Origin of the sequence: Rhizobium giardinii bv. giardinii H152 (assembly GCF_000379605.1) — a bacterium.
GTDB lineage: Bacteria > Pseudomonadota > Alphaproteobacteria > Rhizobiales > Rhizobiaceae > Pararhizobium > Pararhizobium giardinii.
Map to the genome: position 1 here is coordinate 137,878 of NZ_KB902579.1, position 13,021 is coordinate 150,898.

At 60.3% G+C, this 13,021-nt stretch carries 14 protein-coding genes; 7 read left to right on the plus strand and 7 right to left on the minus strand.

Annotated features, from left to right (window positions below; translation table 11 throughout):
- The first annotated feature begins 172 nt into the window (after nucleotides 1–172).
- From A3AY_RS0104235 to A3AY_RS0104250, 3 genes are all read left to right on the plus strand, one after another.
- Nucleotides 173–595 (plus strand): EF-hand domain-containing protein, encoded by a 423-nt coding sequence (locus A3AY_RS0104235; protein ID WP_018324438.1) that lies wholly within the window; start codon nucleotides 173–175, stop codon nucleotides 593–595.
- A gap of 402 nt (nucleotides 596–997) precedes the next feature.
- A complete protein-coding gene (locus A3AY_RS0104245; RefSeq protein ID WP_018324440.1) occupies nucleotides 998–1,810 on the plus strand; it encodes an NAD-dependent epimerase/dehydratase family protein in 813 nt (270 codons plus the stop codon).
- A gap of 10 nt (nucleotides 1,811–1,820) precedes the next feature.
- Nucleotides 1,821–3,014 carry an NAD(P)/FAD-dependent oxidoreductase gene (locus tag A3AY_RS0104250; RefSeq protein WP_018324441.1) on the plus strand — a complete coding sequence of 398 codons (1,194 nt, stop codon included), beginning with the start codon at nucleotides 1,821–1,823 and terminating at the stop codon, nucleotides 3,012–3,014.
- Nucleotides 3,015–3,139: 125 nt separating this feature from the next.
- Here A3AY_RS0104250 and A3AY_RS0104255 read toward each other — a convergent pair whose 3' ends face one another.
- Nucleotides 3,140–3,871 carry an FCD domain-containing protein gene (locus A3AY_RS0104255; protein ID WP_018324442.1) on the minus strand — a complete coding sequence of 244 codons (732 nt, stop codon included), beginning with the start codon at nucleotides 3,869–3,871 and terminating at the stop codon, nucleotides 3,140–3,142.
- 150 nt (nucleotides 3,872–4,021) lie between these two features.
- On the opposite strand from A3AY_RS0104255, the gene A3AY_RS0104260 reads away from it, so the two are divergent.
- The 4 genes from A3AY_RS0104260 to A3AY_RS38905 all read left to right on the plus strand — a co-directional run bounded on the left by A3AY_RS0104260 (nucleotide 4,022) and on the right by A3AY_RS38905 (nucleotide 6,524).
- Entirely contained in the window at nucleotides 4,022–4,771 is a 750-nt protein-coding gene (locus tag A3AY_RS0104260) for an SDR family NAD(P)-dependent oxidoreductase (protein WP_026203095.1), read from the plus strand.
- Nucleotides 4,764–5,513, plus strand: a complete 750-nt coding sequence (locus A3AY_RS0104265; protein ID WP_018324444.1) for an SDR family oxidoreductase — start codon at nucleotides 4,764–4,766, stop codon at nucleotides 5,511–5,513. The genes A3AY_RS0104260 and A3AY_RS0104265 overlap by 8 nt, the downstream gene beginning before the upstream one ends.
- 142 nt (nucleotides 5,514–5,655) lie before the next feature.
- Complete coding sequence (locus tag A3AY_RS0104270; RefSeq protein ID WP_026203096.1) at nucleotides 5,656–6,261, plus strand: DUF1236 domain-containing protein; 606 nt, start codon at nucleotides 5,656–5,658, stop codon at nucleotides 6,259–6,261.
- Nucleotides 6,262–6,359: 98 nt separating this feature from the next.
- On the plus strand, nucleotides 6,360–6,524 hold the full coding sequence (locus tag A3AY_RS38905; protein WP_018324446.1) for a hypothetical protein: 165 nt from the start codon (nucleotides 6,360–6,362) through the stop codon (nucleotides 6,522–6,524).
- A gap of 26 nt (nucleotides 6,525–6,550) precedes the next feature.
- On the opposite strand, the gene A3AY_RS0104280 is transcribed toward A3AY_RS38905, so the two are convergent.
- The 6 genes from A3AY_RS0104280 to A3AY_RS0104305 all read right to left on the minus strand — a co-directional run bounded on the left by A3AY_RS0104280 (nucleotide 6,551) and on the right by A3AY_RS0104305 (nucleotide 13,001).
- On the minus strand, nucleotides 6,551–6,781 hold the full coding sequence (locus tag A3AY_RS0104280; RefSeq protein ID WP_018324447.1) for a hypothetical protein: 231 nt from the start codon (nucleotides 6,779–6,781) through the stop codon (nucleotides 6,551–6,553).
- A 160-nt stretch (nucleotides 6,782–6,941) separates the two neighbouring features.
- Nucleotides 6,942–8,990: an acyltransferase family protein gene (locus A3AY_RS0104285; RefSeq protein WP_018324448.1), complete on the minus strand. Its 2,049-nt coding sequence runs from the start codon at nucleotides 8,988–8,990 to the stop codon at nucleotides 6,942–6,944.
- 192 nt (nucleotides 8,991–9,182) lie between these two features.
- The gene (locus A3AY_RS0104290; protein WP_018324449.1) at nucleotides 9,183–10,217 is read right to left on the minus strand and encodes a sulfate/molybdate ABC transporter ATP-binding protein; all 1,035 of its coding nucleotides are present in this window, start codon (nucleotides 10,215–10,217) and stop codon (nucleotides 9,183–9,185) included.
- 14 nt (nucleotides 10,218–10,231) lie between these two features.
- On the minus strand, nucleotides 10,232–11,122 hold the full coding sequence (gene cysW, locus A3AY_RS0104295) for a sulfate ABC transporter permease subunit CysW (protein WP_018324450.1): 891 nt from the start codon (nucleotides 11,120–11,122) through the stop codon (nucleotides 10,232–10,234).
- Complete coding sequence (gene cysT, locus A3AY_RS0104300) at nucleotides 11,112–11,969, minus strand: sulfate ABC transporter permease subunit CysT (RefSeq protein WP_018324451.1); 858 nt, start codon at nucleotides 11,967–11,969, stop codon at nucleotides 11,112–11,114. Before cysT ends, cysW begins: the two co-directional genes overlap by 11 nt.
- Before the next feature lie 6 nt (nucleotides 11,970–11,975).
- On the minus strand, nucleotides 11,976–13,001 hold the full coding sequence (locus A3AY_RS0104305) for a sulfate ABC transporter substrate-binding protein (RefSeq protein ID WP_026203097.1): 1,026 nt from the start codon (nucleotides 12,999–13,001) through the stop codon (nucleotides 11,976–11,978).
- Between the last annotated feature and the right edge of the window lie 20 nt (nucleotides 13,002–13,021).

Consider the following 13,021-nt stretch of genomic DNA (forward strand, 5'->3'; position numbering starts at 1 on the left):
TGCCGTTTGCCAGATATCTCTCGGGGCGCGATGCCGTGAATCGCTTGATCTGGCGCAATGCGCCGTTTCGTCCTTGGCGCATCATCGAAACCGGTGGAAGCGGAGGAGAACACAACCGAGCCAAAGCCAGGACCATCGATGACGTAGACATCACCTTAAGAAGGAGAACGAAATGACATCGGCCAAGTTGACGCGCGGAGCTATTGTCTTCGCGCTGATTGCCATCGGTTCGACATCCGTTGTCGGTGCGCAGACAGGCGATACAGATCCACATCATCCTGAGGCAAATTCTGGCCAGGCGACGCAAACGCCCGATGCCAACGCCGACGCGAGACAAGACCAGGGAACACAGTTTGGTCAGTTCGGCATGATGGGCCGCAACATGATGCATCCCGGTATGATGGGCGGAATGCCCATGGGCGCGATGCGCGGGCACATGATGAAGATCATGTTCGCGATCGCGGATGCCGATGGGGATGGCGCTCTCTCGTTCGAGGAAGTGTCCACCATCCATAAACGAATCTTCGACAGGGTGGATGCCGACAAGAACGCCAAGGTCACGCCGGAGGAAATGCAGACGTTTATGCGTGAGTAATGCGTTGAACTCTTCCCATCGCTAGAGATTTGCGATCCGCCCCCGCAGTACAAGGGTCGCGGAATGGCGGTGTCGGATGCGATTCCAGCCGCTGACCGGGGCGCGAAAAAATCGGCCACATGTCGCGCGAGCCGTGCTCAGCCGAAGTTGATCAAGTTGAGCGCGGGGAGCGGCCCGCCGGTGAACCGCACGAGCCCGCCGCCGGGCCGCACAGGAACGGCATCGTAGGCGGCTGCGCGAAATCCGTCGAAGCGAGGCGCCAGGCGTCGACCGCGCGGGAGCAGCGCCAACCCGACGCTGCGCGGTTTTCGCGGGTGCTTATTTGACACATGTATGATAAGTGATATGTCTCGGCTTATCGGCGAAGCGTTGGCCAGGTTTCGCTAAAGAGGAAGATCTAACATGACCGATTTTCAGAGAACATTGCTCACCGGCGCGGCCGGCGAACTCGGAACACAGTTGCGCAAATCCGGCACGAAGCTCGGCAAGACCGTGCGCCTTTCGGCGCTGACACCCTTCGACGACCTCGCCCCTCATGAAGAGGACACGCCAGCCGATCTTGCGGATTTCGATGCGGTTTCCGAAGCCGTGAAGGGCTGCGATGCCATCATCCACATGGGTGGACAGGGCCTGGAAGGCCCGTGGCAGAAGGTGCTCGATTCCAACATCATCGGTAGCTATAACGTTTATGAGGCGGCCCGCCGGCATGGCGTCAAGCGCATCATCTATGCAAGCTCCGTCCATGCGATCGGCTACTACGAGCGGACCGAGACGATCGACGCGAATGTGCCGACCCGACCGGACAGCCTCTACGGCGTGTCGAAAACCTTTACGGAAAACCTCGCTCGCTACTATTTCGACAAGTTCGCCATCGAGAGCGCCTGCATCCGCATCGGCTCGTGCTTTGCCGAACCGACCGACCGCCGTCATCTGATCACCTGGCTCTCCTATCGCGACTGCCGGCAACTGGTGGAAAAGGCGCTTGCGGCCCCGCGTGTCGGCTTCATGGTCGCCTACGGCATGTCCAACAACAGTGAAGCTTTCTGGGACAACCGGTCGGCTGCGGTGCTCGGCTACAAGCCGCAGGACAGCGCCGACGACTACCGGGAAAAGGTGCTGGCGAAAACCAAGCAAGGCGATCCAAACGACCCGGCCGTGCGCTTCCAGGGCGGGAGCTTCTGTGCCGCTGGTCACTACGAAGACGAGCATAAGTAAGGCAGGGACGATGCAGGCTGCAAAAACGTCTTATGATGTGGTGATCGTGGGCGGAGCGGTGGTCGGCAGCGCGACGGCCTTCTTCCTCGCGACAAATCCCGATTTCAGGGGCTCGATACTCGTGATCGAACGCGACTGGAGCTATGCCAGATCGGCCACGGCGCTGTCCTCAAGCTCGATCAGGCACCAGTTTTCAAACGCCATCAATGTTAAGGTTTCGCAGTTCGGCACTGAGTTCATTCGCGCGTTCAACAGGCATGTTGCCGTCGATGACGACACGCCGGAAATCGGCTTTCACGAAAACGGCTATCTTTTCCTGGCGGGCGACGACCGCGGTCAGGAGGTCCTGGAGCGCAACCATGCGACGCAGAAGTCCTGCGGAGCCGACGTCACGCTGCTGGATTCGGACGCGCTTGGTCGCCGGTTTCCCTGGCTCAATCTTGAAGGGCTGACACTCGGCAGCTATGGCGAACGGGGCGAGGGATGGTTCGACAGCTCGGCGCTGATGCAGGGTTTCCGCAAGAAGGCGAGATCGCTTGGCGTCGAATATATCGAAGACGAGGTGGTCTCCATCGAGCGTGACGGTGAGCGTGTCGTCTCCGTTACGACAAGGAGCGGCCAGACGATCGGCTGCGGCCAGCTGGTCAATACCGCGGGAACGCGCGGCACGCTGGTGGCTCGCATGGCAGGCCTGGATATACCGGTCGAGCCGCGCCGCCGTTCTCTTTTCGTGGTTGATTGCCGGACGCCACTTGAAGGCAAGGTGGGTCTCACCATCGATCCGACTGGCGTGTTTTTCCGGCCGGAAGGCAAGTTCTACCTCATGGGGACCTACCCGAAGCACGACCCGGAGGTGGACCCTGACGATTTCGACGTGATGCATGATGAATTCGAGGCGGAAATCTGGCCGATCCTGGCGCAGCGTGTTCCCGCTTTCGAGGCCATCAAGGTCGTCAATTCGTGGGCAGGACATTACGATTATTGCACGCTCGACCACAACGTCATCCTTGGTCCGCACACTGACGTGAAGAACTTCCTGTTTGCCAACGGCTTTAGTGGTCACGGCCTGCAGCAGTCCCCGGCCATGGGACGGGGCTTAAGTGAACTGATCACGTACGGTGCATTCAGGACGCTCGACCTCTCGCCGTTCGGTTACGAGCGCGTGGTCGCCAACCGCCCATTCCTTGAAAACGCGGTCATCTGAATCAAGAAGGTGAGGCCTCGGGCAGGCCCGCTCTGATTGAGATCCGGGCTTCGGACAGTGGAGCGGTTTGCCGATTACGCCGCTCGAAGCGAGCAGAAATGCCGCCGGGTAAACCTGCCGTCGATTTACTCGGCGATCTCGGTGCTGGCTGGCTCGTCGAGCATGGCGCGGTAGCGGTTCAGGCTTTCCTCCAGATGAAGCGCCAGGGCATTCTTTGCCGCTTTGGCATCCCCTTGGGTAATCGCCGCCAGAATGACCGCGTGCTCTTTGTTGATTTTCTTCAGATACGTCTGGTAGGTCCGCGCCGACTGCCTGTGTTTGAGAACCAGATCGAAGCTGATCTCCCCCACCACCGCCTGAAGAAAGCGCGGAAAGTGCGGGTTCCTGGTTGCTTTGGCGATGGCGAGATGAAACTCGAAATCGGCTTGCGCCTCGATCTCCGCGTCCTCACTTTGAAGGCTTTCCAGATGGTCGTAGGCTCTGGCAATCTCGGCGAGTGCTTCCGGCGTGCGGCGCGTGGCGGCAAGGGCGACGGACTGCATCTCGACGCCCAGTCGAAGCTCCAGTATTTGCATCGCCGAGCGAATATCGTCGATCCGACTGATCTCGAAATTGAGGGTCTTGGTGTCCTTGCCGGTCACATAGACACCGTCACCCTGGCGCGTGATCACACGTCCGCCGACCTTCAGGGACGTAACAGCCTCACGGATCACGGTTCTGCTGACGCCAAACTCTTCGCACAACTGAGCGCTTGACGGTATCTTTTCGCCTGGCGGATAGAGGCCTGAATCGATCCGGCTGGCAAGTTGCGCCACCACAATTTCGGCGAGGTTTCCACGCTGCGTGATTACCGACACGTAACTTGCTCCAAACTTCGAATGCACCTCAGTACATTTATTACGTATGACATGTCTTGACGCGTTCTCAGATAGGCTATCCGTCAAATTTGGCATATAAGTGATATCATACCGATGGGTGCGTGCAACGCAAATCAAGAGAGGTGGAACGTGAAAAGCCAAAGTGTCATCATCGTCGGGGGCGCGTCAGGCCTGGGGCTTGTAACGGCAAAGCTCATGGTGTCGCATGGTGCCCAAAAGATCGGGCTCATCGATCGCAACGAGCAGATGCTCTTCACAGCCGCGGAAACGCTCCGATCCCTCGGAGTGGAGGTTGCGACAGCGGTGGCCGATATCTCGCGGGCCGAAACGGCTCATCGCGGCTTCGACGAGGTTGCCGCAAAGCTGGGTCGCATCCATGCGCTGGTCAACAGCGCCGCCATCTATCCCCGCAAGTCGATTCTCGACATCACCGACGATGAGTGGGACCTGGAAAATGCGATCAACATCAAGGGCACCTACCACATGATGGTCGCCGCAGTGCGACACATGCGCCAGTTCGTCAGCCCCCCGGAGGTTGCCGGCCGCATCGTTAACGTCACGTCGGTCGACGCCTTCAAGGCTCACCCGCAAAATGCGCATTACGCTGCAACCAAGGCTGCGGTGGTCAGCCTGACGAAATCGTTCGCGCAGGAATGCGCGAAGGACCAGATTCTCGTCAATTCGGTCGCGCCGGCGGGGTTTGCGACGGATCGGGCAAAGGAGCTCGGGTTCCTTCCGGAACTGGCCAAGGCAAGCGCGCTCGGCCGCGCGGCCGAGCCGGCAGAAATGGCGGAGTGGATCGTCATGATGGCAAGCAGCCGCAATACATATGCAACCGGCGAGAACGTGGTGATCAGCGGAGGCTACATCTATGTCTGAGCCGTTGCCCTATCGTGTCGCAGTTGTCACGGGAGCCACCAGCGGGATCGGCCGCGCAACCGTCACGAAGCTTTGCGCGTTGGGCCTCACCGTCTACGCCGTCGGCAGAAACGAGGGGGTACTTGACGAACTCGCCCGTGATTGCGGTGCAAAGCCTGTCCAGGCTGACGTGCGGGATACTGCTGCAATTGCGCGGCAGCTTGACGGCGTGGAAGTCGACATTCTGATCAACAACGCAGGCATCCTTTCCACCCGGGCGACGTTCAGCGAGATCGACCCTGCCGAGATCGATGCGATGATCGATGTCAATCTCAAGGCGCCGATGCACCTGACCCGCGTATTCCTGCCGGGGATGGTGGCGCGAAAACGGGGCCATCTCATCTATATCGGCTCGAGCGGCGGGCAGGCACCTTATCCCTCGATGAGCGCCTACGGCGCGTCAAAGGCGGGTTTGAGCCTGTTCTGCGACAATTTGCGTTGTGATCTGCTCGGGACCTCGGTTCGGGTCACCGAAGTCGTGCCCGGGCGGGTGCTCACGGACCTTTACCGAACCGCCATGGCGGGCAATCAAGCCCGGGAGCTGCTCTACGACGGCTATCGTCCCATACAGCCGGCAAACATCGCTTCGATCATCGCGCATGCCATAGAGCTGCCGGTGTTCGTCGACGTCTCGCGGATTGAAGTTTTCCCCACCGATCAGGCAACCGGCGGCGGGACGATGGTCAAGTTCGAGGAACAGTAGGCGAGCACCTGTCGAAGCGCCATCTCTCTACGCTACGGCGGGGTTTGAAAAAAGGGCGGCCAGCCGGCTCCGGTTGAACGCCTTTACGGAACCTTGCGGGCTGGTCAGCGTTTGGGATTCACCGTTCAACAGGATCAAGAACATGCGGTGGATTTCAAACCCCTTGCTCGTCGGTGCCTTGCTGCTCGCAGGCGCAGGGCTCGCGAAAGCAGCCATGCTGGCGACGACGGCGACTGACCTCACGGTCTATTCCGGCCCCGGTACGGAATATCCGTCCGTTGGCATCGCGACGCGCGGCAGCTCGGCAGCACTTGACGGCTGTCTCGACGGCGAGAATTGGTGCCGCATCGATGTCAACGGCATGCGTGGCTGGGTTTTCGCCCAGGAACTGACTGTGGACTACAATGGCGCGCCGGTCATCGTTCAAGAACGCCGCGTCGATCTGGGTGTCCCGATCGTCCGCCACGAGCAGACGGGCAGCATTGCCGGACCTGCCGATCCTGCGCCGGGCGATGAAATGATCGGCGAGGTTGGCACCATCGTGCCGCCGCCCGAAGTGATTACCTATATCGACCGCACGCCGATGGGTCCGGTTGCCTATGACGGGGAAATCGTGGTCGGCGCCACCTTGCCGAGCGACGTGATGATCTCTGCGGTTCCCAACTACCGGTACAGCTATGTCCGGATCAATGACCGGCCGATACTGGTCGATCCGCAGAGCCGCCGGATCGTCTATGTCTATGAATAGGCGCCGATTTTAGAAAAGTCTGGCCCGCGCCCGGGAGGCGCGGTCCCGGCAGGGGCATAGAAGCCCCGGTCGGCGAGGGTTCGTCTGGAGGAACGGACATGACCTCTCGCGCACTCATGATCGCCGTGATCGGCTTTATCGTCGGCTCGATTCTCAGCGTGCTCGTCGTGCAACATTTTGCGCCGGACGAGAGCGCCAAAAACACGACGCCCCCGGATCCCCTTGTCGTCGCGCCGGAAGATGCCGCGGAGCAGACCCGGTAGCGGACCCGCTCCCTTTTATCTGTCAATCAAGCTCCGATGGCGATGTCCCGCCGCAAGGCGTTTTCACAGGCCGTCGTCAAAGCCGCAAGGTCCCGTTCGCCGCTCTGGTAGAGCCGGACCATGATATTGGCGCAAATCTCCATGTCAGTGTCCGAGCGTGCTCTTTGATGGGCTTCACAAAACTGATCGAAAACGAGCCGTAGCGTGTCGATATCCTCGGCACAGAGAACGTCCATATGCGTACTGGTGTTCGCCATGGCGCTTCCTCCTTAGGGTGGGGCGGTGCATGCCCCGACTGCGTGATGGTGGCTGCAGTTTAGCGCGATTTTAAGACGACGCCATTCACTAAGACATGTTCCTGACCTCGGCGAACGTTTTCCCGCCAGCCAGGGCGTACGCACAGGAAGGTATCGCGGCCTATTGCTTGACGAGCGTCGGCCCCACCTCTCGCTCCCCGATCTTTCGCACCGCTTCCAACAGAGCCGGAACGACCAGTGCGGCGCCGGCATCCGACAGGTGATCATCATCGAAGTAGAAAACCCTGTCGGCGTTGACGCTGTTGATGCAGCGTTCCTCAGCGAATGTGTCGCAAAGGAAATCGGCCGGTTTCACGCGAAAGAGATTGGGATGGGAAATGCCGTCGAAGGCGGCGATGACTGCGCGGTTTCGCTGCAGATAGCGTTCAAAGCTGGTGCTGAGCTCCAGGTCCGTGCGGCCGGTCATCGCGCTTTTAGCCAGAAGTTCCGGCACGTTCCAGCCGGCCTCGGGTATCGGATAGACGAGCACCACATTGCGGCCGCCATCGAGATGGCTCCGGATATCCTCCACGTATTGTTTCAATACCCGGGCCTTGCGCGCCGGATCGTCCTGGCTCGTCTGCTCGCCCAACCGGTCGAAGAGGTCGACATAGGTCGGTTTCAGCAGCTCGACGCCGCCCTCGCCATTGTCGAAGGGCGTCCCGTCGACATAAAGGCTCCAGCGGCTCGCCATGACAATCGTCGTCGTATCGCTCTTGCGAATATAGTCCTCTATGCCGGTGAAAAAGGAATTGCAGCGCAACCGGTATTTTGGACTGGAAACGTAGAATCCGGAAAAACCCACGCACGCCGAATGGGTCATCACATAGAGATCGAGGTTCTTGGCGTCGAAGGCGCGGAGCGCTTCTCCGGCGAGCGCGGCAGCATGAGAATCGCCGATCAGGATTGTCTTGCTGGCGGCCGAATTTTTGGTCAGGCAGTCTCGAACCGGGTGGGGCAGCGACGCCTCGCCCTTGTCGAACAGGCATGTGTCCATGATCGGGTCGTGGCGTTCCTGGGCAAGGGCGATCTGTGCCTCCCGGGGCAAGCGGAATTGCAGGCCGCCATTGGAAGAACCGTAAAAGCCTAGTCCGATGAACAGGCAGGCTGTGACCGCGGCGGCGCCCAGAATATGGACCGGCTTCGGCAAGAGAACTGTCTTGGCGCCCTTGCGGAACGGCGTCTCGACGAAACGCCAGGAAAGATAGGCAAAGGGAAAACAGCCAAGTGCAAGCAGGCCCATCATCAGCGCCGAAGGCTCGGTCAGGCTGCGGATGCGCGCGAAGGCGAACACCGGCTGATGCCAGAGATAGAGGCTGTAGCTGATCAGGCCGATGCCGACTATTGGGCGCATCGAGAGCAGGCGTGCCGCTATCGTCTCCTCCGACCCGAACAGGATGACCAGGGCGGCGCCAACAACGGGGACGAGCGCATAAAGGGACGGAAAGGGGGTGGTCTGATCGTAGGCGAAGACCGAGAAGAGGATGATCGCCAGTCCCGTCAGGGAGAGAATGTTGCTTTTGTATTGCCGCCCGCCACTCAGCGCGAACGCGCAGAGCGATCCCGCCAGCAGTTCCCAGGCACGCGTGTGCGGCAGGTAGAAATTTGCCGTCGCAAAATTCTGCGAACCGTATTGGGCAAGCAGCAGGCTGGCGACGGCGATCACCGCAATGGCACCGATCACCGCCCGGCGGCCGAACCGCCAGACCAGTATCACGAACAATGGGAACAGCATGTAGTACTGCTCTTCCACCGCCAAGCTCCAGGTGTGCAGCAGCGGCTGCTCTTCCGAAGCCGCGGCGAAATAGCCGCCGCTCTCGCCCCAGAAAAAGAAATTGGAAGCGAACAGGCAAACGGAGATGATGCTTGTGGCGAAGCTCGTCATCTGGTCGGGCAGCATCCAGGCCCAGGCAAACGGCAGGCAGCACGACAGGACGAAGAAGAGCACGGGGAGGATGCGGCGCGCCCGACGCTCGTAGAATTTCAGCAGTGAGAAACTGTCTCTTTCCCGTTCCGCGATGATAATGGAGGTGATCAGATAGCCGCTGATGACAAAGAAGATATCGACACCGACAAAGCCGCCGCTGAACTGCTGGAAGCCGGCGTGGAACAACACCACCGGAATGACCGCGACCGATCTCAGCCCGTCGATTTCGCGTCTATAGTTCATCCCGCGCCCCACAGAGATCAACACGCTCCTGATAGCCGAGAGGATGCGACGGCTCGGCCCCACCGATCAAGCTATTCTTGTGAGGGCACGCGTCAAAGTAACAGCTATTTGTCGTCGGCGAGGAACTGCGGTGATTTGCGCCAATCGTGACGGGGTCACCGGGGGCTTTCCCCGGTGTGTCACGGGCTTTCGTCAGTCGCGAAACAGCTTCCAGCGCGTCGGCCTGAAGGCGAGGCGGGACCGGTCGGAAGTTGCCTTTTCCGGCGGCAGTTCGATTTCGACCGTTGTATTGGCGCCGCCGACGTCGAGCTCGACGTGGCGCGTTCCGGCAACGCGCCGGGTCTGGACGACGATGCCGGCGATGCAGCCGCCGCCGTCGAGCAGCTCGACGTCGTGCGGGCGGAAATAGAGTTGCGCGGGGCCGTCCGCTTCTCCAGGTGCGCTGACGCCGATCGAGCGGTCGTCGAGCCAGAGCTGGCCGTTTTCGACACGAACCGGAAGAATGTTCGACTGGCCGATGAAGCCGAAGACGAAGGGCGAATTCGGGGTGTCGTAGATTTCGTCCGGCGTTCCGATCTGCTCGATCTTGCCCTTGCTCATGACGACGACGCGGTCGGCGAGTTCCAGCGCCTCGTCCTGGTCGTGCGTCACGAAGACGGTGGTGTGGCCGGTGCGATCATGGATTTCGCGCAGCCAGCGGCGCAGTTCCTTGCGCACCTGCGCGTCGAGCGCGCCGAAGGGCTCATCGAGAAGCAGGACATTCGGCTCCACCGCCATGGCACGGGCAAGCGCCACGCGCTGGCGCTGACCGCCGGAAAGTTGCGCCGGGTAGCGCTTTTCCAGGCCGGTCAGTTGCACGAGATCGAGCAGTTCCAGAGCCCGCTTGCGGATATCGGCCTTGGAAGGACGGCGGTTTGCCGGCCGGATCGTAAGGCCGAAAGAAACATTGTCGAGCACCGTCATGTGGCGAAACAGCGCATAATGCTGGAACACGAAGCCGATATTGCGCTCCTGCACGGTCTTGCGCGAAGCGTCCTCGTTGCCGAAATAGACGGTCCCTTCGGTTGGGCTCTCAAGGCCTGCGATCAGTCGCAGCAACGTCGTCTTGCCGGAGCCGGAGGGGCCGAGCAACGCGATCAGTTCGCCCGAGCGGATATCGAGCGACACGTCGTTGAGTGCAGGAAAGCGGCTGAATTCCTTGCGTATGTTTTGAACGCGAACTTCCATGTAGACTTGACCTTTCAGTGCCGGCGGCTGGCAGCGATCTGGGCACTGTATTTCATTTCGAGCAGCGACTTCAGAACGAGGGTGACGAGGGCTAGCAGGGCGAGGAGGGTTGCGACCGCAAAGGCGGCAACGAAATTATATTCATTGTAGAGGATTTCCACCTGAAGCGGCATGGTGTTCGTCAGGCCACGGATGTGGCCGGAAACGACGGAAACCGCGCCGAATTCACCCATCGCTCGGGCGTTGCACAGCAGCACGCCGTAAAGCAGGCCCCATTTGATGTTGGGCAGCGTGACATGCCAGAAGGTCTGCCAGCCACTTGCGCCCAGGGACAATGCCGCTTCCTCATCGCTCGTCCCCTGTTCCTGCATCAGCGGGATCAGCTCGCGGGCGACGAAGGGGAAGGTGACGAAGACCGTCGCGAGGACAATGCCCGGCACGGCAAACAGGATCTGGATGCCATGGCTTTGCAGCCAGGGACCGAGCAGGCTGTGCGAGCCGAACAAGAGAACGAACACGAGACCCGAGATAACAGGCGAGACCGAGAAGGGCAGGTCGATCAGCGTGGTGAGAAACGCCTTGCCCTTGAACTCGAACTTGGCGATCGCCCAGGCGGCAGCGATGCCGAAAGCCAGGTTGAGCGGCACGGCGATGCCGGCGACAAGCAGTGTCAGCTTGATCGCCGCAAAGGTCTCGGGATCCGACAGGACCGTGAGGAACTCGCCGGGACCGTTGCGCATGGCTTCGGTGAATACCGCCGCCAATGGCAGAACGAGGAAGAGCCCGACGAAGGTGAGCGCCGTAGCGATCAGTCCGTAGCGTGCCAGCCGATGCTCGGATGTGGCGACGCGGACCAGTTCGGTGTTGCCGGTGCCGGTCGGTGAAGCTGTGCCATCATGCGCCATAGCCGTACCTCCGTCTGCTCCAAGCCTGAATCATGTTGATGATCAACAGCATTGCGAACGAAATGACAAGCATGACGGCGGCAATGGCGGTCGCTGCCGGATAATTGAACTCCTCCAGACGAATCACGATCAGCAAGGGCGCGATCTCCGATACATAGGGAAGATTGCCGGCAATGAAGATGACCGAGCCGTATTCACCAACGCCGCGGGCAAAGGCTAGCGCAAAACCGGTGAGAACCGCGGGGGCGAGCCCCGGCAGCAACACGCGTCTGATCGTCTGTAAGCGGTTTGCACCGAGCGTCGCTGCGGCTTCCTCCACTTCCTTGTCTATTTCTTCCATGATCGGCTGCACGGTTCTGACGACGAAGGGCAGGCCGACGAAGACGAGCGCGAAAACGATGCCGAGCGGCGTGAAGGCGATTTTAATCCCGAGCGGCGTCAAAAGACTGCCGATCCAGCCGTTCGGCGCATAGAGCGTCGTCAGCGCGATGCCGGCGACGGCGGTCGGCAACGCGAACGGCAGGTCGACCATGGCGTCGATGACGCGTTTACCCGGAAAGCGGTAACGCACCAGGACCCAGGCGAGGACGACGCCGAAGAACACATTGATCAGCGCGGCGAGAAACGCCGTGCCGAAGCTGATGCGAAGGGCGTTGACTGTGCGTTGGTCGGTGGCCAGTTCCCAGAAGGTTGCCCAGCCCAGGGCGCTGGAGCGCCAGACCAGGCCGGAAAGAGGAATGAGAATGATGAGAGTGAGCCATGACAAAGTAACGCCGAGCGCCAATCCGAATCCCGGAATGACGCTCGGCTGTCTGATTTGCCACAGCGAAGCTGTGCGTGCGGTCATACAGTCTTACTGTCCTGGCTTGTAAATCTGGTCAAAGAGCCCACCGTCCCCAAAATATTTTGGCTGAGCTTCCTTCCATCCGCCGAATTCGTCAATAGTGACGAGCTTCACATCCGCAAAACGTTTGATGTCCTCGGGGTCAGCGGCCTCCGGTTTGAACGGACGATAGTAGTGTTTTGCGGCAAGCTTCTGGCCGACATCCGAATAGAGATACTGCAGATAGGCTTCCGCCACCTTGCGGGTCCCCTTGGCATCGACATTGCCGTCTACCAGCGCGACCGGCGGCTCAGCCTTGATCGAGATGGACGGCGTGACGATGTCGAAATTGTCCGGGCCGAGTTCCTCGAGCGACAGATAGGCCTCGTTTTCCCAGGCGAGCAGAACGTCGCCGAGGCCACGTTGCACGAAGGTGGTCGTCGCGCCGCGCGCACCGGTGTCGAGTACCGGCACGTGCTTGAAGAGTTGCGTTACATATTCCTGCGCCTTGGCGTCATCGCCGTCATTGGCGGCGCGTGCCCATGCCCAGGCCGCAAGGAAGTTCCAGCGTGCGCCACCCGAGGTCTTCGGGTTTGGCGTGATCACCTGGACATCGTCCTTCACCAGGTCGCCCCAGTCCTTGATGCCCTTCGGGTTGCCCTTGCGCACCAGGAACACGATGGTGGAGGTGTAGGGCGCGCTGTTGTTTTCCAGCTTGGTCTTCCAGTCCGCCGGGATCTTGCCCGTTCCCTTGGAAATCGCGTCGATATCGGCCTCGAGCGCCAATGTCACCACGTCGGCTTCCAGCCCATCGATGACGGCACGTGCCTGTTTTCCGGAGCCGCCGTGCGAAGCCTGGATCGTCACGGTCTCGCCCGTGTCCGCTTTCCACTTTTCAGCGAAGGCTGCGTTGAAATCCTTGTAGAGTTCACGCGTCGGGTCATAGGAGACATTGAGAAGCGTCGTATCGGCCAATGCGAAACCCATTCCTCCGATCTGGATGCTGCTGGCGAGAAGCGCCATTGTAAAAAATTTCGTGAGTTGTTTCGCTCGCATGTCTACCTCCGTGTTAGCAG